Genomic DNA, 23986 nt, shown 5'->3' with positions numbered 1-23986 from the left:
CAACCAAAAAGAACAACAATACCCCAAATATCATTTCGCCCAAAGCCACGTACCGATACGCCACCCGTTGTACCAGCATGCGGTCAAGCACATAGAAGATGAGTATCCCAAAGGTCAGGTTGGCACTGATGGCCGCCAGCATGGCCGAAGAATAACTTTCGGAGGAAACCCGAATCAAGGCGATGGTGGTAATCACGACCGCCAAGCCGGTCAATACAGTAAGCGGAGTGACGGGAAACACCAGCTTACGCAGGAATTTCCTTCGTTTGCTTGTCGGTTTGTTTGGATGATTCACAGCCGCGTCGTATTTGGTTTCTTTCAGTTCTTCATACGTGGCAGGCCGGGGACAGTTACCCTTGCTTTTTTACGAAAGTTCGTCCGGCGAGTCGTCTACTTCGTTGGTTGTGGTGTTTTCGGCCTCGGTTATGGCATCTACCCCTCTGGTTAACACATTTACCGCTCTGGCTATCACGTTTACCGCTTCGGTTACCACGTTTTCCTCTCTGGTAAGCTCATCTACCGCTCTGGTAGCCTCATTTACCGCTCTGGTAATGGCATTTACCTATAATTTTTGTTCTAAAGAGCCATTTTATGCAAAAAAAGTAGAAATGTGGGTTTTATCGATCGACAATTAACGTCTACAAGCCACTTTTCATGTTCTACAGACTAATTTTCGCACCCTACACGCCATATCATGTGGTCTGCTTATTTCTGGCTTGAACAAATCAGTAAAGATCTCCGGAAGGCTAAATGGATTCACAAAAAGAGACTTAACATCACTTCTTCTCTCCTGGTCGTTTCACGGGTTTCACCACAATTCCACGCCGGCAGTTGGGGCAAATGTAAATCTCGCAGCCGGTGCAGGCAAAGCAGTTTCCGCAGTCGCGCCGCAACGAGTCTTTTGGAAAAGAACCCCCGCAGTTTTCACAGGTCAATATCGTTGGCTGTTCAGCCACGCGAAAGCAATTTTTGCCGAATATAAAAGGCCAGTTTCATCAAAGCAAAAACCAGCACCAGGGTAAAAATGATGGAGGCACCGGAAGGAATATCAACATAAAACGAAAACAGCAATCCGGCAAACGAGCCAATAAAGGCGAACAAAACCGAAATCACCATCATCTTTTTAAAGTCTTTGGTAAACAGGTTGGCCGTGGCTTGCGGTAAGGTGAGCAGCGAAAGAATCAAGATGATGCCCACCACCCGGATGTTCAACACAATGGTGAGGGCAATGAGGCTAATCAGCAAATAATTAATCAGGTTGACCGGCAAGCCCGTTGTTTTGGCAAACTCCTCATCGAAGGCCACATACAGAATCAAGCGGTAAAACAAGGCAAAAAATAAGACCAAAACCAGCGAAAGGGCTCCCATCAGGTAAAGCTCGGTGGTTGAAACGGTCAGTACGCTTCCAAACAGGTAGCTCATTAAGTTGGGCGCGTAACCCGGGCTGAGGTAGATGAAAATAATGCCAATGGCCATGCCCAGCGACCACCAAATGGCGATGGACGAATCTTCGCGGACTTTCCCTTTCTGCGTAAAGAGCTGGATGCCCCAGCCCGACAAAATCGCAAAAATGGCGGCGCCCAGCAAGGGGCTCCAACCCAGGAAATAGCCAATACCGATGCCGCCAAACGAGGCGTGCGTAATACCGCCGCTGACAAACACAATGCGGCGCGAAACGATGTAAGTACCCACAATTCCGCAACTTACCGCGGCAAAAAATGATGCCCAAAAGGCATTCAAAAAAAAGTCGTAGGAGAACAAATCAATGACGGTGTTCATGGTGGTCGTGGTTTTCATGCATACCTAAAACCGTATGCGGAATGTGTCCGTGAGTGATGATTTGCAACGGACAATTATAGGAAGCCAGTTGTTCGGTGCTGATGACATTGCTCGGATGGTAATGCACTTGCCGGTTCACGCAGGCAATGGTTTTTACATAGTACGAAATGGTGCCCACATCGTGCGAAACCAGCAGGATCGCCATCCGCTTATTCAGCTCCTTGAGCTTCTCGTACAATTCGCTTTCAAACTGGTTATCGACAAAAGTATCGGGCTCGTCCAATATGAGCAGTTCGGGCTGGTTCATCAGCGAACGACACAGAAAAACGCGCTGCATCTGCCCACCGGAGAGCTCACCAATGGCTTTGTGCCTGATGCCTGTGATGCCCATTTCATCAATCAGCTGTTCGGCATAAAGCCGGTCGGCATGATCTTTTCTGAAAACATTCAGAAACTTACCTCCGGTTTTGCCCGACTGAACCACGTCGAGCACGGTGATGGGAAAGCGTTTATCCACCTGGTTGATCTGTGGCAGGTAACCCACTTTTTTCAGTGGAATATGAAACTTGATGGAGCCGGCATCTGGTTTGACCAAGCCCAGCAAGGCTTTAATCAGCGTGGTTTTACCACCGCCATTTGGCCCGATAATCCCTAAAAAGTCCAGCGGATGAATATCCAGGTTGGCCTGTTCCAGCACCCTTTGCTGGTCGTAGCTCACCGATAGATTTTTTATTTCAACCAACTTTTCGTTCATTTCGATCCTTCTACAATTTTATTGGCGATATCGCGTAAGCCTTCTATCCAGTTCTCAGCCAAAGGATCAATCTGAACCACTTCGCCTTCCAGTTCTTTGGCTAGCTGCTGTGCGTTCTCCTTGTCAAATTCCTTTTGAATAAGAACCACCCGGATTCCCATCTCGCGGGCATGCCGAACCAGTTCGCTCATGTACTTTGGCGAGGGCTCCTTGCCATCAACCTCCAGCGAAATCTGCTCCAAATCATAATCGCGGGCCAAGTAACTTAAGGCAGGATGAAAAATCAGAAATTCGCGGTTCTCCAGTCCTTCAAACAGGCTTAACAGCTCGTTATCCAGCAGTTCAATCTCAATGCGAAAGTCTTCGTAGTTTTGCTTGAAAAGATCCTCTTGATCCGGAAACAAGCTCACCAATGCCTGGTAAGTCAAGGTCACGATGTTCTGAACTTCGGCCGGCGACATCCAGATGTGCGGATCAACGCCGTGGGCATGTACATGATCGCCATGCTGAACGATTTCTTCGGCAATCCAGTCAGCTCGTTGCGAAGTATCAAACACCTTCAGATCGGGATTGGCTTGCACAATCTTCTCCGACCAGGCATCTTCAAAACCAATTTTACCAATACGCAGCCAAGCCAGCGAACCCGACAACTCCTTCATTTGCGAAGGCACCAGCGAATAGGTTTCCGGCCCGGCGCCCGGCGGCACCAGAACCTGCACCTGAAGTAAGTCGCCGGCAATTCTTTCCACAAAATACTTTTGAGGCAGGATGGTCACTGTAACAAAATTCTTTTCACTTTTTTCGGGAGAACTGCAGGCCATCCCAAAAAGCAGGGCCAATATCAACAGTCGTTTCATATGTTTCATGCTTGTTTTTTCAAAGATAGTTAAACTTAAGATCATGAACCGCTTTCATTTTATCCCGATCACTTTCCACTCAGAAAATCAGAAAGCTCAACATGCTCCTTTAAATGATTCACCGGATTTCAATCCAAAGGAAAAACAACCTAAAAACGTCCGGATTGTTGAGCGTACCTTTAAAAAAGATTTTATTTCAATGTTAGTTTCTTCACCTTGATTTGCTCTTTCTCCGGCACCGGATCATATCCGTGTGTTCCCCAGGGATGGCATTTTGAAATGCGCCGGGTAGCCAGCCAAAAACCCTTAAAAGGCCCGTGAATCTTGACCGCTTCGACAGCATACTGCGAACAGCTGGGTACATGGCGGCACGAAGCGGGTGTCAACGGCGAAATGGCATACTTGTAAAAATAAACCGGCAGCAACAACAACCAACCCAACATTTTCAATATCATTTTTGCCACACATTGCATCATTCAATCCCCTCCACTGGATGGCGCAAAATTAATGAAAATTACGGAGGATTGAGAATCAACAACAAAGTCTCGCCACTGACTCACCACAGCCAGAAACAACGGCAAGTTGCTTTTTTCTTTTTCAGACGAAAACCAAAACCTTTTGGCTGCGTTAATGGGATGAACAAAGCAACAGAACATGCCAAAAACAAAAGCGCAGTCTCCAAAAGAAGTTCAACTCTACGAAGAAACGATTCTTCAAAACGAAGAAATTTCGCCCGGAGTTTTTCTGCTGTCGTATAAGCGAGCGGATGATTTCATCCCGGGCCAGGTGGTCCGAATTGCCGTCGATCGGCTCCAACCGCCACGGATTTACAGCATTTGCAGCGGAAATCACGAAAAAGAGATTCGCGTACTTTTTAATATCAAGGAAGATGGTTATCTCACACCGAAGCTGGCAACCAGAATTCCGGGAGACAAACTGCTGGTATCGAAACCTTACGGCGGTTTTCTCGGAACTCCAAAGCCTGCCTGGTGGATTGCCACCGGAACAGGCATCGCCCCATTTTACAGCATGTTCCAATCGGGGCAGTTCGAAAACAAAAAGCTGATTCACGGTGCGCGCCATTTAAACCAGTTTTATTTTGAAAATGAATTGGACTGGGCGATGGGACGCAACTATGTTCGGTGTTGCTCGCAGGAACAATCCTGCGATGTTTTCCCTGGCCGGGTAACCGACTACCTAAACTCGGTAGATGACCTGCCAAAAGATCAGCTCTATTACCTCTGCGGAAAAGCGCTGATGGTGGTTGAAGTTCGTGATTTGCTGATTTCACGCAGCATTCCCTACGAAAATATTCTGGCAGAGATTTATTTTTAAGAAAACCTGGAAGACGACGGAAGACAACTGGATTCAACTCACCCCGATTGCCTTCAACTGTTTTCGCATCTGATTCTCTTTTATAACTTTGCAGAAAATTTACACGATGGTCAAAGAAGCACTTTTTGGAAAAACATTGAGCGAACTGCAGGAGTTGGTTGTGGAACTGGGCTTCCCAAAATTCACCGCCAAACAAATAGCCGACTGGCTGTATAAAAAAGAGGTGTCTTCGATTGAGGAAATGACCAACCTGTCAAAGAAAGCACGCGAAATACTCGCCGAAAAATACGTCTTCGGCCTGGTAAATTCAACCAAAGTGCAGGAAAGTGTGGACGGCACCAAAAAGTACCTGTTTCCAACCGGCAACGGCAAGTTTATTGAAACAGCCATGATTCCGGACAAAGACCGCAAAACCGTTTGTGTGTCATCGCAGGTCGGTTGTAAAATGGGCTGCCTGTTTTGCATGACCGGCAAGCAAGGCTTTCAGGGCCAACTCACCGCCGGCGAAATTGTGAACCAAATTCGCAATATTCCGGAGTGGGAGGAAGTGAGCAACATTGTGTACATGGGCATGGGCGAACCATTCGACAACTTGGACGAAGTGCTGAAAAGTACTGAAATCATGACTGCCGACTGGGGTTTTGCCATGAGCCCGCGCCGGATTACCGTGTCGTCAATCGGCATTGTGCCCGGACTGGTGCGTTTTTTAAACGAAAGCGAAGCCCACCTGGCCATCAGCATGCACACCCCCTTTCACGAGGAACGCCAAAAACTGATGCCCGTCGAAATCGCCTATCCGCTGGATGATGTGTTGGAGGAAATCCGCAACTGGGACTTTGGACGCCAGCGCCGGGTTTCGTTCGAATACATCGTGTTTCATGGATTGAATGATACGCCCGCACATGTAAAAGAAATGGCACGCCTGCTCGATGGCATCAAGTGCCGCATCAATTTAATCCGCTTTCACCCCATCCCCGACACGCCGCTGAAAGGAACCGACGAAGCAACTTTGGAGCAGTTCAAAGCTGGTTTGGAAGCCAAAGGCATCACCACCACCATTCGCGCCTCACGCGGGCAGGATATCTACGCCGCTTGCGGACTGTTATCGACCAAAGCTTTGGTGAAGGAATAAAACGCCTGGACAACCGAAACGAATTTGTGGATTTCAACGCAAGGTCTGGAACAAAAATTAGCATTGATTCTTGTTCAGAATGGGAAAGAAAAAATGATATCTTTGTTATTCTGACTAAACCAAAATTAACTTGAATTTCCTGACCGTGATGATTGAAACGAGAACAAGCCAGCAGACTCCACCCTTTCAGACGAACAACATCTTTCATTGTTTGATGACTTTTCCCGGAAATTAGTGCACCACAATTGCCAATCTCAAAATTGCGCGAATTATGAAGAAGGAAGACGATGTCCACTTGGAGAAGGAAAAGCCCAACGAATTATTCCAGAAACTGTTTGACTTTCACACAACTGTTCAACTCATGATTGATCCGTCAACGGGTCGAATTGTCGATGCCAACCGCGCAGCTACGGATTTCTACGGATGCCCAAAGGAACAGCTAACGCAGATGAACGCACAAGAACTGGCTCCTGGTTCTCCAGAAAAAAACAAGAACTGGATCGAACAGGCGTCAAAAAAAGAGCTGAAATACGTCGAACTACAACAGCAGTTGGTAAACAAGTCCATTCGCGATGTTGAAGTTTACATGAGCCCCCTTGAGTTGAATGGCAGCGAACTACTCCACGCCATTGTGCACGACATCAGCAATCGCAAGCAAGCTGAGAAAATCGTGGCTCTCAACGAAGCACGCTTGCGCCAGGCCGAAATGGCCTCTAAATCCGGAAACTGGGAATTGCATCTGGACTCGCAGGAAATTTTTGCTTCTGACGGAGCTCTGAGAATCTATGAAGTTCACCAAGACCACCTGGACTATTCATCTGTCAGGCAATTTCCTCTTCCGGAATATCGCGCCATGCTGGACCAGGCCATGAATAACCTGCTGAGGTACGGCAATAAATATGAGGTTGAATTTCGAATACAAGCTGCCGACAGTGGTAAAATCAAACATATTCATTCCATCGCGACATTCGACCCCGACAAACGGATCGTATTTGGAATCATACAGGACATCACCGAGCGGAAGCAAAATGAAGAAAGCCTGAAAAAAAGTGAAGAGAAATACCGCAATCTGATTGAAATGGCGCCCGATGCCTTTTTCCAGGGCGACGAAAAAGGCAACTTCATTACGGTGAACGACAAGGCTACAGAACTAACAGGCTACACGCGTGAAGAACTACTACAGATGAATATGGCAAACCTTTTTTTTAGTGAAAAACTCAGTCAAAAGCCACTCCGGTATGACCTGCTCAGATCGGGAGAAACCATTAAAAACGAGCGGGATATCAAGCGTAAGAACGGGGAAAAGATTCAGGTCGAAATGAATTCGAAGGCCATGCCCGACGGTACTTATCAAAGCTTTATCCGCGATATCAGCGAGCGAAAACAGGCCGAGCAAATTCTGTTGGAAAACGAAATCCGCCTGCGTCAGCTCAACGCCACTAAAGACAAATTTTTCTCCATCATTGCACACGATCTGAAAAGTCCGTTCAACAGCATCATCGGATTCACAAACTTGCTGGCCGAACAGATTGAAGAAAAAGACTATGAGGGAATTGACAAGTATGTCAATATCATCGAACATTCGGCTCAAAACGCCATGGATTTGCTATTAAACCTGCTCGAATGGTCGCGCACCCAATCCGGAAGAACGGAGTTCAACCCCGAATTTGTGGACAGCGTCGGTTTAATAAACGAAGCCGTTGACTTGCTAAATGATGCCGCACAACAAAAATCAATAAACATCATCAAGGAAATTCCACACGACGCACCAGTTTTTGCCGACCGGTATATGATTTCATCCGTGCTGCGCAACCTGATCTCCAATGCCATAAAATTTACACATCCGGGCGGCCAGATTCTGATCTCGGCACGCGAGGAAAACCAGGAGCTTCAAATTGCAGTCACCGACAATGGCGTAGGCATCAGCAATGAATCACAGAATAAGCTGTTTCGTATTGAAGAGAGCTACTCGACACTTGGAACGCTAAACGAAAAAGGCACGGGGCTGGGCCTGATTCTCTGCAAGGAATTTGTGGAAAAACACAAGGGGAAAATCCGGGTAGAAAGCGAAGAAGGGAAAGGAAGCCAATTCCTGTTTACCATCCCAGCTGGTGGAAACCACAAATTGTAACTGAAGTTGACTGGCAAAAAAAATAGAATTTTCAGACCAATATTATTCAATTGAAATCATTTTTTGTACTTTTGAACCAAAATAGTCGAACAGCAGCACCATGAGCGAAAAAATAAGAGATAGCATCATTGAAGTGGCCCGTGAAACCTTTGCCAGGTACGGGTTCCGAAAAACAACAATGGATGAAATTGCAATCGCAGCCCGCAAGGGAAAAAGTTCGCTGTACTACTATTTTGCAAGCAAGGAAGAAGTATTTCAGGCCGTTGTTGAACAGGAAGCGGGCATTTTATTCGCCAAAATTGAACATGCCGTAAAAGAACAAACCAATGCCCGTGAAAAATTAATTGCCTACGTTTTGGTTCGAATGAAAGGATTTCACGATTTCGTGAATTATTACGACGCCTTGAAAAATGATTTCCTGAGCAAGATTGAATTCATTGAAAAAATCCGAGAAAAACACGACCAAAAAGAACAAGCCTCCATTGCCCGAATCCTGGAAGAAGGCATTCAAAGCGGAGAATTCCGAAAGCTCAATATTGAGCTGACCGCCCGAACGGTTGTCATTGCACTCCGCGGGCTGGAAGAGCCGTATTTTCTTACTGGCGAGGACGTTGACCTGGAAAAACACCTTAAAGACCTGCTGCACATTTTATTTCATGGCATCGCAACCTAAAAAATTTTATCTGCTGTTCGACCATTTGACGTATTTCGTCGAATCAAATATCAATCAAAAACAGAGAACAATGAAACATGTAAAAAGAATCAGCTTGTTGTTGTTCATGATCATGACTTCAGGACAAGCATTTAGTCAACTGGAACTGGGCGGCCAACTGGGAATGGGCGCCTCAACCCAAGCCGATTTGGGGAACATTTGCAAAAACGACGAGGTTCGCTGCGGTGTGAACTTCGGGCTGCTGGCACGCTACCAAAAAAATGACTGGCTCGCGGTAAAATCAGGTTTGCTGTACACTCAAAAAGGTAGCCAACCAGATAGGCAAGACGAAACCTACCGCATGAACTACCTTCAACTTCCGGTGAAGGCCGAGTTTTCATCCGTGCTAAAGCAAGGAAATGCCTCGCGCATTTTTCTAGCTACAGGCCCTTATTTGGCTACCATACTCAAGGCCGAACTTGAAAAAGAGGGCCAAAGCGCCGATATAAAAAACGAAGTCAACGCAACCGATGTGGGCTGGGCGTTCGAACTGGGATTTCAACTCCCGGCAGCAGGGCAAAAAATGCTATTGAGCCTCAACTACGACATGGGAATTTCAGAAGTTTTTAAACAAACGAGCGACATCCAAAACAAGACGCTTTCCCTCAACCTTGCACTTTTTTTCTAAACAGCATCAACAAATCCCCCATGTCTCTGAAGGCAGCAATCGCACGGAAGCTTTTGCTGCCTTTTTTACAAAAAAGCATCAGTTCGCCAACATAAGCTCAGGAAAGATCTGCTGATTTTCAAGCGAAATTTCATACCTTGCAGATCGGAATTTTCAAGCTATGGAAAAACTGTACTGGACAAAAGGAGTCTTTAAAAACCAACTGCAAATTACCAGAAACAATGAGCAGATTGGGGAAATTGAATGGAAAAACATGTTTAGTTCAGATGCCTTGGCGACGCTTAAAGGACGCCGCTTTATCCTCAACCGTGACTTTTTCCTGTCACGCCTCGAAATATTTGACACCAACAACCAGGCCCCGTTGGCGTCGATCATGATCAATCTATTCAACCCAAAAAGCGATGTGGTCATTAATGGAAAGCGGTTTGAACTGGAAATTAAAAACTTCTGGCAGTCGCGCTGGGCGTGGAAATTCAACGGTCAGGAAATCGTTATTTTCCAAAGTTTCGAACTCCTTTCGAAGGATAAAGGCCAGATTGAAATCTATTCGGCAGACACCGAAGAGCTTGAAATTTTGATCCTGCTGGGCTTGTTTGTTCGCAACCAGCTCATCTTGTTCATGCTGCTACTTCTGGTAGTTATTTTTGCCATTTTGATTTAAAAATATTCCGCCCCGGTAACAACTAATCTATTTTGATAAAGTTGAGATAAAAAATTAACTTTGCCATTCGCAGAAAATAACTGTGAACAAGAGATTTTCAAGAATTCGGCAACTTCATAAGAGACTGACAAAATGAGCAAACACAAAATAAAAATTGGTATATCACATGGTGATATCAATGGAATTGGATACGAGGTAATTATGAAAACCCTGATGGATGCACGCATTCTGGAGATGTGCACACCCATCGTTTATGGTTCTCCCAAGGTGGCAGCCTACCACCGCAAAGCGCTCAACATAAACAACTTCAACTTCAACAATATCCAAAGTGCTGGCGAAGCAGATCCTCGACGGGCCAACATCATCAACTGTATTGACGATAATATCCGGGTGGAGTTGGGCAAATCGTCTGAGCTGGCCGGCGAAGCTTCGTACATGGCGCTGGAAAGATCAGTGAATGACCTGAAAGCCGGTGAAATTGACGCTTTAATCACCGCCCCAATCAATAAAGACAACATCCAGTCGGATAAATTTAATTTTCCGGGACACACCGAATTCCTGGCGCAACAGTTTGAAACAAACAACTATCTCATGCTGATGGTCAGCGAGTTGATGAAAATTGGCGTCGTAACCACACATGTTCCACTATCGAAAGTCCCCGAGCTCATTACCAAGGAAGCGATTTTAAACAAGCTTCGCATCATGGATCGTTCGCTCGAACAGGACTTCAGCGTCAAAAGCCCACGCATTGCCGTGCTTGGACTAAATCCGCATGCGGGCGACGGCGGGCTGTTGGGAACCGAAGAAAAAGACATCATCATACCAGCCATTGAACGGGCCAAAAAAGAAGGCATCCTGGCACTGGGGCCGTACCCCAGCGATGGCTTTTTTGGATCGGGCGACTATACCAAATTTGACGCCATTCTGGCCATGTATCACGACCAGGGATTGACGCCATTTAAGCTGGCTTCGTTCGACAAAGGAGTGAACTACACGGCTGGCCTGCCGTTTATCCGGACATCGCCGGCGCACGGTACAGCCTTCGACATTGCCGGCGAAGACAAGGCATCGCCCGACTCGTTCCGCGAAGCTTTGTACCTGGCCATCGACGTGCATAAAAGCCGGGAGATTTATCGCGAGATCAGTAAAAACCCATTGAAAAAATTTGAAATCAACCCCAATCAGGTTGATGAGACGATCGATTTTCAATCGTCGGATGAGCCTGAGATTTAACAAACAGCAGCATGTATGAATACATCCAGGGTAAACTAAGTGGACTAAGCCCGGCCAATGCAGTCATTGAAGCCGGATCAATCGGCTATTTCATCCATATTTCCCTCAACACTTATTCGCTCATTAACGGAAAAGAGCAAGCTCGATTGTTCTTACACCAGGTGGTTCGCGAAGATGCGCACCTGCTTTATGGCTTTGCCGAAGCCGCCGAGCGCGAACTGTTCCGATTGCTGATTTCCGTCAATGGCATTGGTTCAAACACAGCGCTGATGATGCTTTCATCGCTGACAGCCGAAGAAATCCGCAGGGCAATTCTCGAAGAAAATGTCAATCTGCTGAAAAGCATTAAGGGCATTGGTGCAAAAACCGCTCAACGTGTCATTATCGACCTGAAAGATAAGATCGGAAAGACCGCAGCCAGCGACCAAATTTTAAACTCTCCGGCAGACAATACTATCCGCGATGAAGCGTTATCAGCATTAGTAATGCTGGGATTTGCCAAAAAGAACATTGAGAAAGAACTGGACAAACTTCTGAAAGCTAATCCTGACCTAACGGTGGAAGAAACCATAAAGAAGGCTCTGAAAGGGCTTTAACGTTGAAACAGACTGGCATTGAAAAAGAGCGTGACAAATATCCTTGTAACAGTTGTTTTTCCGGGCATCTTATGCATGGGTTGGATTTTTGCACCTTTCCAAAATACCGCACAGCCCCAAACCAGTTTTACCAGCATCAACGACTCCATTGAAATTGATACCACTGGCGTTCTCCCTTATGCCTTCGAGGATGAAGCCAATTTTGAAAACACCAGCCCACAGGACAGCTCACAGCTTTTTTTGGGCCGCCCTTCCAACATTCAAACCGAAATTGAATACGACCCCGAAACCGGTCAATACATCATTTACGAGAAGATTGGAAACCTGAATTACCGGCTGCCCAAAACCATGTCGCTGCAAGAGTATGTCGACTACGACTTCAAAAACTCGATCCAAAATTACTGGCGTGTGCGGGGCAACCAGCTTGATCTGGAAAGTCAGGGGTCGGTCATTCCGCAGCTGACAGTCGGGGGAGAAGCCTTTAACCGGATTTTTGGAGGCAACACCATCGACATCCGCCCGCAAGGCTATGTCGAAGTCAGTTTTGGCTACCAAATGAACGCCACCGAAAACCCGGCCATTCCCGAACGGCTGCGCAAAACGCCCACCTTCGATTTCGATCAGAAAATCCAGATGAACGTCGTGGGCAACATCGGTGAAAAAATGAAGATGCGGGTCAACTACAACACCGAAGCCACCTTCGACTACGAAAACAAAATGAACATCGACTACACCGGCGATGAAGATGAAATTCTGAAGAAGATTGAAGCCGGAAATGTGTCCCTCCCACTCAACGGATCGTTGATAAGCGGGGGAACCAACTTGTTTGGGGTGAAAACCGAAATGCAGTTCGGGCGGTTAAACCTAACGACTGTCTTTTCGCAGAACAAAGGGGAAACCCAGGTGATTGAAACCGAAGGAGGCGCCCAAAAATCAACCTTCGAAATTGAAGCGCTGAATTACGATGCCAACCGCCACTTCTTTTTGGCGCAATATTTCCGCGACAATTACAACCAGGCCTTGGCCAACCTGCCCGTCATCCGGTCGGCCATCAACATCAACAAAATTGAAGTGTGGGTGACCAATAAGTCCAACAACACCGATGAATCGCGAAACATTTTGGCCTTCATGGACTTGGGCGAACATCAAGACAACATTTACAACCAGGTGCCTGCCTTTCAGGAAACCGCCACGCGGCCCTACCCCGAAAATATTTACCCGTTTAACGAAGCCAACGATTTATACCCCGAAATTACGACCAACTATAACGACATTCGCCAGGCCGAGCTGATCAATAAAACCATGCAAAGCCTCACGGTATACGAGTTTAAAGGAGGCCAGGACTTCGAAAAAGTGGAGCAGGCACGTAAACTCAGTCCTTCGGAATACACCGTGCATGAAACACTGGGCTACATCTCGCTCAACTCATCGCTAAACACCGACGAAGTGCTGATGGTCGCCTACAACTACACGGCCAACGGGCAAACTTTTCAGGTGGGTGAATTTTCGACCGACGGCATTGAAGCGCCACAAACGCTGGTGATGAAACTGCTGAAAGGTACCAACCTTTCGCCCCGCTTCCCAACTTGGGATTTGATGATGAAAAACATTTACAGCCTGAATGCCTATCAGCTTTCGAAAGAGAATTTCATTCTGGATGTGTTGTATCAAAACGACTCGGGAACCGACATCAATTATTTGCCGGAAACCAACCTGGAAGGCCACATTTTGTTGAATGTGCTGAACGTTGACAATCTCAATTCGCAGCTCGACCCGGGAAGCGACGGGGTGTTTGACTATATTGAAGGCGTGACGGTGCTGTCGTCCAGCGGACGGATTATCTTCCCAGTGCTAGAACCTTTTGGCAGCCATCTGGCCGACTCGATTTCGGACCCGGCGTTGGCCGAAAAATACGCCTACCAGTCGCTTTACGACTCCACAAAAACCTACGCCGAACAAGATACCAAACACAACAAATTCATTCTGAAGGGAAGTTACGAAGGCTCTTCCAGCTCGGAGATTTCGTTGGGAACGATGAACGTCGCCCAAGGGTCGGTGAAAGTAACAGCCGGGGGACGCGAACTTCAGGAGTACATCGACTACACCGTTGATTACACCCTGGGACGCGTGAAAATCATCAATGCCGGCTTACTCGAATCGGGCACGCCCATCCGTATCAGCACCGAAAGCGAAGACCTGTTCAGCGTGCAACGAAAAACGCTGATCGGAACCCATGCCAACTACGCTTTTTCCGACAATTTCAACCTGGGAGCAACGGTTTTGCACATGAACGAGCGCCCGCTGACCCAAAAGGTAACCTACGGAGAAGACCCGATCTCGAATACCATTTGGGGGCTGGATGCCAACTACACCACCGAATCCAACTTGCTGACCACGCTGGTTGACAAGTTGCCCTTCATCGAAACCAAGGAACGTTCCTCCATTTCGATGGAAGCGGAGTTTGCCCAATTGATTCCAGGTCACTCGAAGGTCATTGACAAGGAAGGAACGGTTTACATTGACGATTTTGAAGCCACCAAGACCTCCATCAACCTGAAGGCCCGGCAAGCCTGGGTGCTGGCCAGCACTCCGCAAAAGCAGGATCAATTTCCCGAAGGCAACCTGAATGACGACCTGGCCTATGGCTTCAATCGTGCCAAACTGGCCTGGTACATCATCGACCCGCTTTTCCTGCGAAACACCTCGCAAACCCCATCGCACATCCGGGGAGACCGCGCCCAGCAGAAAAACCATTTTGTGCGCGAGGTCTTTCAGAAAGAAATTTTTCCGGATAAGGAAACGGCCACCGGAACGCCAACCAACATTCCGGTGCTCGACCTGGCCTACTACCCCGAAGAAAAAGGCCCTTATAACTACGACACTTATCCTTCGCCCTATTCGGCAGGGATTGATGCCGACGGGAAGCTGAACAACCCCGAAACGCGCTGGGGTGGAATCATGCGTAAAATTGAGACCACCGACTTTGAAGCGGCCAACATTGAATACATTGAATTCTGGATGATGGATCCCTTCGTGTATGATAAGCAGAGCGGCGTTCCGGTTGAGGGCGGTGACCTGTATTTTAACCTCGGGGATGTGTCGGAAGACATTCTGAAAGACTCGAGAAAGGCTTTCGAAAACGGCCTGCCTGAATCGGAACAACTGATTGATGTGGATACGACCGTTTGGGGACGGGTTTCTACCAAACAATCCATCGTGGATGCCTTCGCCAATGACCCCGTGTCGCGCCAGTTTCAGGATGTGGGTTTTGACGGTTTAGGCGATGAAGATGAGCGGGAATTTCACCAAACTTACTTGCAAGCCCTGCAAAACATCCTCAACCAAACCGCGCTGACAGAAGCGTTGAACGACCCTTCGAGCGATAACTATCACTACTACCGCGGGTCGGACTATGACGCGGAACAAGCCAGCATCCTGACCCGCTACAAAAACTACAACGGCCCGGACGGTAATTCCCCCACCTCCGACATGTCGCCGGAATCGTACCCCACCACAGCATCCACGCTGCCCGATATTGAGGACATCAACAACGACAACACGCTGAACGAATACGAACGTTACTACCAATACCGCGTCAGCATTCGTCCCGAAGACATGGTGCTGGGACAGAACTTCATTACCGATGTGCGGGTGGGACAAAGCGAAGCGCCCGATGGCGGCGTGCAGGAGGTGAACTGGTACCAGTTTAAAGTGCCGGTAAGTGATTTCGAAAACAAGATTGATATTGAAGGCTTCCGTTCCATTCGTTTTATGCGGATGTTTCTGAAGGGCTTTAGCGACACCACCATCCTGCGTTTTGCAACCCTCGATTTGGTACGCTCCGACTGGAGAAAGTTTACCAACGAGATTGACGACGTGAATGTCCCGCCAAGCGCGGAAACAGCCTTCGAAATTTCGGCCGTCAACATTGAGGAGAACAGCCGGAAAGAGCCAGTGAACTATATTCTTCCGCCAGGAATTGACCGGGTGATTGACCCGGCAAACCCACAACTGCTTCAGCTTAACGAGCAGTCGCTGGTGCTGAAAGTCATCGACCTGCAACAGGAAGATGTCCGGGCAGCCTACAAAACGCTGGGCATGGATTTCAGGCGTTACCGGCGGCTGAAGCTGGAAATTCACGCTGAAGAAATTGACGGTTACCCGCTGAATAACGACGAACTGCATTTCTTTGTCAGGCTGGGAACCGACGAAAATAACTTCTACGAATATGAAGTTCCGCTGCAACTCACGGATCCGGGCTTTTACAACGGCGACATTGAAAGCCAGCGCTACCTGGTGTGGCCCGACGAAAACCGCATCAACATTCCGCTCGACCTGTTTACCGATGCCAAAATGGCCCGCAATGCGCTGATGCGCCAGGCCGGGGCAAGCATCAACATTACCGACATCTACGAAACGCCACACCAGGGATGGAACAACAACAAAAACATGGTGAAGGTGAAAGGAACGCCCAACCTGGCCGAGGTGGACATCGTATTGATGGGGGTTCGCCACAAACGAACCGGAAACTTCAACCCTGGTCCCAAATCGGTGGAAGTATGGGCCAACGAGCTTCGCCTGACCGACTTTGACGAAGATGGCGGCTGGGCTGCCAACGCCCGCGTTTCTGCCCGACTGGCCGACCTCGGCTCCGTGGTTGTGGCTGGCCGTACACGCTCATCGGGCTTCGGAAGCATCGACCAAACCATGAACGAACGAGCCATGGATGATCTGGTAGAATACGACATCTCCTCCAACTTCGAACTGGGCAAGTTCTTCCCCGAACGGGCCAAGGTACGGATTCCGCTGTATGTTGGCGTTTCAAAAAGCATCAGCAATCCCAAATACAATCCGCTGGACGCAGATATTGAAATGGACGATGCGCTGGACCAACTGGAAAGCCAGTCGGAGCGCGATTCGTTAAAGCACATTGCCCAAGACTATGTTAGCCGGAAAAGTATCAACCTGACCAATGTGAAGGTGGACCAGATGAACAAGTCGGGCAAACCCCGCTTGTACGACCCCACCAACTTCTCGGTAACCTATGCCTACAACGAACTGCGAAAGCGCAATGTGAACACGGAATACAGCCTGGAGAAAAACTACCGCGGCATGTTCAGCTACAACTACAACAACCGCCCGCAACTGGTGGAGCCGTTTAAAAAGTTTGGGTTCCTGAATGGTAAAGCCCTCCAGCTGATCAAGGATTTCAACTTCTACCCGATGCCCACGCAGCTGTCGTACCGAACCGATTTGTACCGGCACTACCGCGAAGTGCAGGCACGCAACCTGACCAACCCCAACATGATCATTCCACGTACCTTCGACAAGGAATTTCTTTGGAACAAATATTTCGACCTGAATTTTAACCTGACACGTTCGCTGAAGCTGGACTTCTCCACGCAGGGAACTTCGCGGATTGATGAGCCTGCAGGACGCATTAACCGGCGGGATGACGACTACGAACTCAAGCGCGACTCGATCATCACCAACCTGCTCAACCTGGGACGGCCGATTTTGTATCATCACACCTTCAATGCCTCGTATGTGGCCCCAATCAATAAAATTCCCATGCTGAACTGGCTGAGCGCTACCGGCCGTTACCAGGCTCAGTACGACTGGTACGCGGGACCAATAACCGACGAGTCGATCAAGCTGGGAAATACTGCCGAAAATGCGCGGGTGGCACAAATCAATGGACAGGCCAACATGCTAAACCTGTACAACAAAGTTCCTTTTCTGAAAGAAGTAAACCAGAAATTTGGGGCCAGTACCCGAACCGCGCGGAGCTCGCGGAGCCGCACGCAGGCCGCCACCCGTCCCACAGCACAGGAAAGTAGTGCCCGAACCAAGACGGTAACCTTCGATAGCCCGCCAACCAACTTAAAGGCAAACACCACCAAGTCCATTAACCACAAGCTAAGGACCGAACAGGTGAAAGTGAGTATTGTGAACCAGGCCGGCACTGCCGTTGAAGGTGAAGTGGTGGTGGTGAACGAAAACCGGGTGACGGTAACCGTTGCGGAGAATGTGCCCCAGGCACAAATTAAGATCACCGGCACACGCCAGGTGGGCGACGGCATCTTCCTAAAAATAGCGCAATACACCGCCCGCACCTTGATGAGCGTTAAAAACGTATCGGTGTCCTACTCGAGCTCCGACGGAACCATCATGCCGGGCTTCCTGCCCGAGCCGGCCCTGTTTGGATCGGGCTATTACCGACCCGATCAGGCTGTTTTTGGCGATATTGCCGGAAGCACCGCGCCGGGCTTTCCGTTTCTGTTTGGCTGGCAGGATGACAATTTTGCACGCAAAGCCATCAGCAAAGGCTGGTACACCAACGACACCACGCTCAACGCGGCTTACCGGATGAACCACAACGAAACTTTCAGCATCCGCGCCAATGTGGAGCCGATTCCGTTTCTGCGCATCGATTTGACCGCCAACCGCTCCTTCTCCGAAAACATGCAAGAGTACTACAACTGGAACCAGGAAACCGGACGATTTAATGCGGCCAACAGAACCCTGTCCGGCAACTTCACCATGTCCATCAACACCTGGAGCACGGCGTTCACCAAGATGGGCGAGGCCGAAATTCAGGAGTCAGCGGCTTTTCAAACCATGATGGACAACAGGCGAACGATTGCCTGGCGACTGGCAAACCAACGCGTGGCCAACCCCGCGGTGGGTTACAGCCCCGAGGCGCCGCACCAGCAAGCCGAAGGTTATCCGGCTGGTTACGGACCTACCTCACAACAAGTGCTGGTTTCGTCCTTTATTGCGGCTTACACCGGACAAGATCCCAACAAGGTTTCGCTCGAACCCTTCCCCTCCATCAAATACATGCGCCCCAACTGGCGAGTCACTTACGATGGGATCGTTTCAAAAATTGACCTGCTGAATAAGGTCATGAAAACGCTGAACCTGAACCATGCCTACCGTTCGAGCTACAACGTGGGTTCCTACATTACCAACCTGAGCTACAACGACCGGGAGTTTAACGATGGATTCAGCTATGTAATGAATGAGCTGAGCGGCAACTTCATCAGCCAGTACGACATCAACGCGGTAAGCATCAACGAGCAGTTCAGTCCACTCATCAACATGGATGTGACCTGGTTGAATGACATGACCACCCGCGCCGAAATCAGCCGCAGCCGCAACCTGACCCTAAACTTTGCCAACAACCAGCTCACCGAAGTGCTGACCAACGAGTACACCTTCGGGCTGGGCTACCGCTTTGAGCGGATGGATCTAATTGTGAAAACCAAACGTTCACAACAAGCGTACTCGAACGACCTGAACATTCGGGCCGACGTGTCGTTCCGCAAAAACAAAACACTGATTCGCAAGCTGGTGGAACAAACCGACCAGCTGACTGCCGGACAAAACGCCGTCACCATCAAAACCACCGCCGACTACATGCTCAGCGACCGGTTCCAACTGCGGGTTTATTTCGATAAGGTGATCAACAAACCCTTCACGTCACTGTCCTTCCCCACCTCAAACACCAACTTCGGACTCAGCTTCCGCTTTACGCTGGCACAGTAAGCTAGTCATTGGAAATAAACCCAACCACCTCCCTCCCGGTAAACCGGGAGTACTCCTTCCGTCAGAGGCCGGACAGGCTCTTGAAAAAGGAGGAAAAATGCTCAACTCCCGGGCTTTTAGAGTTATAGCTTGCAAGATGCCACCGGCCCAAATTCCCCTCCTTTTTTAGAGCTTGTCCCGAACTCCCTTCGGGAAGGGGTGGCCCCGAGTACTCGGGGACGGGGTGGTTTGTCCTTTCCAAGAGCTTGTCCCAAACTCGCTTCGGGAAGGAATACCCGAGCAACGCGAGGGGGAGGTGGTTAGTCCTTTCTATTAAACGAGGAGAACTTCGAAAAGCGACCACCCGCTTACTCTTGCTCCAAACCCACGGGAAACGCGCCCGGCTCCCTTCCCCGAACAGAAGCGAATTTTTAGTACTTTTGCCACCACAAAATCAAGAACCGAAATGGAAAGAAGAGATATTGAAATTATGGCGCCGGTGGGTTCCTGGGAATCCCTGACCGCGGCGATCCAAGGCGGAGCAGACTCGGTTTATTTTGGGGTGGAAAAGCTCAACATGCGTTCGCGCTCCTCCAACAACTTCACGCTCGACGACCTGAAAAAAATTGCTGAGACGGCCCAAAAGCATGGCCTGAAAACCTACCTGACGGTCAACATTATTGTGTTCGACAACGAGCTGGACAAGTTGCACGAGGTGATTGACGCGGCCAAGGCGGCAGGAATTACGGCCATTATTGCCAGCGACATTGCCGCCATTGCCTATGCCCGCAGCATTGGCGTAGAGGTGCATATTTCAACTCAGGTGAATATTACCAATATTGAAGCGGTGAAATTTTACGCCCAGTTTGCCGATGTGGTGGTGCTGGCCCGCGAGATGAACCTGGGACGCGTTGGGGAAATCAGCAAGCAAATCAAGGAGCAAAATATCACGGGTCCGGCCGGAAAACTCGTTCAGCTGGAAATGTTTGTGCATGGCGCTTTATGCATGGCTGTTTCGGGCAAGTGCTACCTCAGCCTGCACGAAATGAGTTCGTCGGCCAACCGCGGCAGCTGCATGCAAACCTGCCGCCGCGCCTACACCGTCACCGACAAGGAAACCGGCGCCGAGCTGGAGGTGGACAACGAGTACATCATGTCGCCCAAAGATTTAAAAACCATTCATTTTCTGAATAAAGTACTCGATGCCGGCGTTTCGGTTCTGAAGATTGAAGGACGGGCTCGTTCAGCTGAGTATGTGAAGACGGTGGTGGAATGTTACCGCGAGGCGGTGGATGCTTATTTTGACCAGTCGTTTACCGAAGAAAAAATCGCCGGATGGGACGAACGTCTGCAAACAGTTTTCAACCGTGGCTTTTGGGATGGCTACTACCTGGGACAGCGGCTTGGCGAGTGGAGCAGCAACTACGGCTCGGTGGCTACCAAACGGAAACTCTACCTGGGCAAGGGCATGAACTACTTTGCCAAACTGGGCGTGGCCGAATTCAAAATGGAAACCGGCAAGCTGGAAGTGGGCGACCACATTCTGATTACCGGTCCAACCACCGGCGTGGTAGAAGCGACCGTAGAAGAAATCCGCGTGGATTTGCAGCCGGTGGAAGCAACCAAACGCGGCGAACGCTTCTCCATCAAGCTGGATCAGACCATCCGCCGGTCTGATAAATTGTACAAAATTGTCGATGCCAGCGAGGTTCACCAGCGCAAATAAGCCGGATGCCAGCACGAAATTAAGAATGTATCGTTGATAAATCGTTCGAAATTCAAGGCCTAATTATATGGTAGCCGCTTGACTTTCTTCTACTTTTGATAAAAAATCAGATTTATGCGTAAGCTACTACTTCCAATCATCCTCGTTTTCATCGTGATTTTGGGGGCGGTCTATTTTTTTACCGCAGGACAATCGCGGACTTATGAAGAAAATTCCGCCTTTCAAGCCATCCCGGTTCGAACCCCGTTAATTGTCGAAGTTCCTGATTTTGGCGCTTTCCTAAAAAAAATTAACCCCGAAAACCAAATGGTGTCGGAACTGGAACAGTTTGTTCCGCTGCAGGCCTTTTTTACCGATGTTCAGGCCATCAAAAACCAGTTTGAAGCGACCAACGACTTGCGTAAAACGCTTTCAAACAAGTCGGTGTTGGTGGCCTTCAATGCCGAAGGAAAAAATAGTGTTGGCGCCCTGTTTGTCACCAACCTGAATGACCGGAAAGAGAAAACCATGTTGCTGGATTATTTCAACAGCCTGAACGAAGGGAAAAAAGGCGGCGTCAGCTCGCGCGAGTACGACAACGAACAAATTTACCACTTGAAAACCGCCAACGCCGACCTGCACTTTGCCTTTAAAGACGGAGCGTTTCTGCTTAGCCGGTATGCTTTGTTTGTAGAAGAAGCCATTCGGCAAATGACGGTTGAAAACCTGACGAATGATCAGCAGCTGCAAAGTTTGTACGCCACGGTTAGTTCCAGTTCCGATTTCAACCTGTACATCCAGCACGAGCGGTTTCCAGCTTTCCTGGCAGATTTGGCACCACGGGAATTCAGAAAACAGATCCAGCTTTTTGGAAGCTTTTCGGACTGGAGCGAGCTGGATGTCAACATGAAAGATACAGAACTCCTGCTCAACGGGTTTAGTTTTTCGAATGATGTCAGCAATTACCTGGCTGCTTTTCGCGGGCAAAAAGCCTTGCGCTCCAACATACCCAGCGTACTGTCGGCCAAAACCAGCCTGTTTGTCAACCTGGCCCTCGACAATTTGGATACTTTTTACCGCAACTACGAAGAATACCTGAAAAAGCAGGGCCTTTTTTACCCACGCGAAACACAGCTCAAAAAGCTGGAACGCTACAGCAAAGTGCCTTTTAGCAAGCTGTTTTCTGAAATTGCCAAAAATGAATTTGCCATCGCTTTTGGCACCGTCACGCAGAACGATCCAACAACCAATCGCTTCTTTATTGCTGAAGTGAAGGGGCAGTCGCTCGCACGCGAAAAACTGCTGCCGATGCTCGCCAACTATGCCAAAGCCAACAACACCAGTTTGCAACAAATGGAAAGCCAGTATCAAATTCAGAATGCCCGTTCGTTCTCCATCTATGAATTTCCGTTTTCGAACCTGCCGGAGCTGCTTTTTGGGCAGGTGTTTTCGGGGGTGCAGAGCAACTACTTGTGTTTCTTCGACAACTACCTGATTTTTGCCGACAACAGCACCGCCCTGAAAAATTACATCCACGATTTGGTGCTGTCCGAAACGCTGGAAAAGGACATTCAGTTTCAGAAATTCAGCGAACAACTATCGAGCCGGTCCACCTTTTCGTTCTACCTCAACGTTTCACGCGGATTCTATTTAAATCAGTATTACCTGAATGAAAAAGCGGCAAAAATGGTCACCGACCACGAACAATCGGTGCGTAAGTTTCAGGCGGTCAGCTGGCAGTTTTCCGAGAACTCAGGCCAATTTCTGAACAACCTGTACCTGAAATACGACCCGGTCATCAAAGAAGAACCGCAAACCGTGTGGCAAAGTAAGCTGGAATCAACGGTGGCCATCAAACCGCAGTTGGTTGTCAACCACAATGACCCGGCCAACAAGGAAGTCATCATTCAGGACAACAAACACCAGCTTTACCTGATTAACAAAGAAGGCGTAAGCTTGTGGAAAATTCAACTTCCGGGTAAAATTATGAGTGAAATTTACCAGGTTGACTATTTCAAAAACGGCAAGTTGCAATACTTGTTCAACACGCAAAATCAGTTGCACCTTGTTGACCGCGAAGGGAACAATGTGGCCCGCTATCCTATTAATTTCCGGTCGCCGGCCACCAACGGCGTGGCGGTTTTCGACTACGACAACAACCGCAACTATCGCTTTTTTATCGCCTGCGAAAACAAGCAGGTTTATGCCTACGATCGCGAAGGCAAGCTCGTGAGTGGCTGGAATTTCAAGGGAACCGACGGACTTGTGAATACGCCTGTGAAGCATTTCAGGGTGGCTGGCAAAGACTACCTGGTGTGTGCCGACCAATACAAAACCTACATTTTGGATCGCCGGGGCGACACCCGCGTAAAAACGAGCGGCAATTTTGAGCATTCGCAAAACGACCTTTATCTTGTTCAAGCCGGGCAGGCAGCCATCGCCACCACCGATATCAATGGACTCATTCATTTGCAATATTTCAATGGCCAGCAAGAAACGGTGCATGCGGGCAGCTTTGGTAAAAGCCATTTTTTTGGGGTCGAAGATCTGAACGGGGATGGCAAAACCGATTTTTTCATTGCTGATGGAAACAAACTTTTTGCTTTGACCGATAAAGGCAAAAAGATATTTACCCACGAGTTCAACCAACCCATCAGCAGTAAACCAAACAGCTACGTGTTTGCCAATAACGATCGGAAGATCGGTGTGGTTTGCCGCACCGAAAACCGGGTGTATCTGGTCAATTCAGATGGTTCGCTCTACGATGGCTTTCCGCTTCACGGAAATACGGATTTCACGATCGGCTATTTTAACCGCTCAAATCCGTACTTCAACCTCGTGGTTGGTAATGAAGACAATAGTTTTTACAACTATCAGGTGGAGTAGAAATTGGGAATTGGACAATTAGTCATTGGTCAACTGGTCATTGGCGG

17 protein-coding genes are annotated in these 23986 nt (G+C 48.7%); 11 read left to right on the top strand and 6 right to left on the bottom strand.

The window, feature by feature from the left end; translation table 11 throughout:
* The 6 genes from NC99_RS14790 to yidD all read right to left on the bottom strand — a co-directional run.
* Positions 1–295 (bottom strand): hypothetical protein (locus NC99_RS14790; protein ID WP_157624945.1); only part of this gene is annotated, 295 nt, incomplete at its 3' end.
* Positions 296–364: 69 nt separating this feature from the next.
* Positions 365–493, bottom strand: a complete 129-nt coding sequence (locus NC99_RS22580; RefSeq protein WP_262509314.1) for a hypothetical protein — start codon at positions 491–493, stop codon at positions 365–367.
* Positions 494–948: 455 nt separating this feature from the next.
* Complete coding sequence (locus tag NC99_RS14785; protein WP_157624943.1) at positions 949–1779, bottom strand: metal ABC transporter permease; 831 nt, start codon at positions 1777–1779, stop codon at positions 949–951.
* The gene (locus NC99_RS14780) at positions 1763–2533 is read right to left on the bottom strand and encodes a metal ABC transporter ATP-binding protein (RefSeq protein WP_053185207.1); all 771 of its coding nucleotides are present in this window, start codon (positions 2531–2533) and stop codon (positions 1763–1765) included. Before NC99_RS14780 ends, NC99_RS14785 begins: the two co-directional genes overlap by 17 nt.
* Entirely contained in the window at positions 2530–3390 is an 861-nt protein-coding gene (locus NC99_RS14775; protein ID WP_162231232.1) for a metal ABC transporter solute-binding protein, Zn/Mn family, read from the bottom strand. Before NC99_RS14775 ends, NC99_RS14780 begins: the two co-directional genes overlap by 4 nt.
* 191 nt (positions 3391–3581) lie before the next feature.
* Complete coding sequence (yidD, locus tag NC99_RS14770; protein ID WP_239684461.1) at positions 3582–3845, bottom strand: membrane protein insertion efficiency factor YidD; 264 nt, start codon at positions 3843–3845, stop codon at positions 3582–3584.
* Between the two features lie 199 nt (positions 3846–4044).
* Here yidD and NC99_RS14760 point away from each other — a divergent pair, with 199 nt between their 5' ends.
* From NC99_RS14760 to NC99_RS14710, 11 genes are all read left to right on the top strand, one after another.
* A complete protein-coding gene (locus tag NC99_RS14760; RefSeq protein ID WP_053185198.1) occupies positions 4045–4725 on the top strand; it encodes a ferredoxin--NADP reductase in 681 nt (226 codons plus the stop codon).
* 106 nt (positions 4726–4831) lie between these two features.
* Positions 4832–5857 (top strand): 23S rRNA (adenine(2503)-C(2))-methyltransferase RlmN, encoded by a 1026-nt coding sequence (gene rlmN, locus NC99_RS14755; RefSeq protein WP_053185195.1) that lies wholly within the window; start codon positions 4832–4834, stop codon positions 5855–5857.
* Positions 5858–6128: 271 nt separating this feature from the next.
* On the top strand, positions 6129–7988 hold the full coding sequence (locus tag NC99_RS14750) for a PAS domain-containing protein (RefSeq protein ID WP_053185193.1): 1860 nt from the start codon (positions 6129–6131) through the stop codon (positions 7986–7988).
* A gap of 100 nt (positions 7989–8088) precedes the next feature.
* On the top strand, positions 8089–8661 hold the full coding sequence (locus NC99_RS14745) for a TetR/AcrR family transcriptional regulator (RefSeq protein WP_053185188.1): 573 nt from the start codon (positions 8089–8091) through the stop codon (positions 8659–8661).
* A 70-nt stretch (positions 8662–8731) separates the two neighbouring features.
* Positions 8732–9328: a porin family protein gene (locus NC99_RS14740; protein ID WP_162231231.1), complete on the top strand. Its 597-nt coding sequence runs from the start codon at positions 8732–8734 to the stop codon at positions 9326–9328.
* A 160-nt stretch (positions 9329–9488) separates the two neighbouring features.
* Entirely contained in the window at positions 9489–9989 is a 501-nt protein-coding gene (locus tag NC99_RS14735; RefSeq protein WP_053185182.1) for a hypothetical protein, read from the top strand.
* A 132-nt stretch (positions 9990–10121) separates the two neighbouring features.
* Positions 10122–11222, top strand: a complete 1101-nt coding sequence (gene pdxA / locus NC99_RS14730; protein ID WP_053185179.1) for a 4-hydroxythreonine-4-phosphate dehydrogenase PdxA — start codon at positions 10122–10124, stop codon at positions 11220–11222.
* Positions 11223–11233: 11 nt separating this feature from the next.
* On the top strand, positions 11234–11818 hold the full coding sequence (ruvA, locus tag NC99_RS14725) for a Holliday junction branch migration protein RuvA (protein ID WP_053185174.1): 585 nt from the start codon (positions 11234–11236) through the stop codon (positions 11816–11818).
* Between the two features lie 30 nt (positions 11819–11848).
* Positions 11849–19369 carry a T9SS outer membrane translocon Sov/SprA gene (gene sov, locus NC99_RS14720; RefSeq protein ID WP_157624941.1) on the top strand — a complete coding sequence of 2507 codons (7521 nt, stop codon included), beginning with the start codon at positions 11849–11851 and terminating at the stop codon, positions 19367–19369.
* A 445-nt stretch (positions 19370–19814) separates the two neighbouring features.
* Complete coding sequence (locus tag NC99_RS14715) at positions 19815–21074, top strand: peptidase U32 family protein (protein ID WP_053185168.1); 1260 nt, start codon at positions 19815–19817, stop codon at positions 21072–21074.
* 114 nt (positions 21075–21188) lie between these two features.
* Positions 21189–23939 (top strand): VCBS repeat-containing protein, encoded by a 2751-nt coding sequence (locus NC99_RS14710; protein WP_053185165.1) that lies wholly within the window; start codon positions 21189–21191, stop codon positions 23937–23939.
* Positions 23940–23986 lie beyond the last annotated feature (47 nt).

This window comes from Sunxiuqinia dokdonensis (genome assembly GCF_001270965.1).
Classification (GTDB): domain Bacteria; phylum Bacteroidota; class Bacteroidia; order Bacteroidales; family Prolixibacteraceae; genus Sunxiuqinia; species Sunxiuqinia dokdonensis.
The sequence above is the reverse complement of the archived record's forward strand: the minus strand, read 5'-3'. Positions and strand labels throughout refer to the sequence as shown.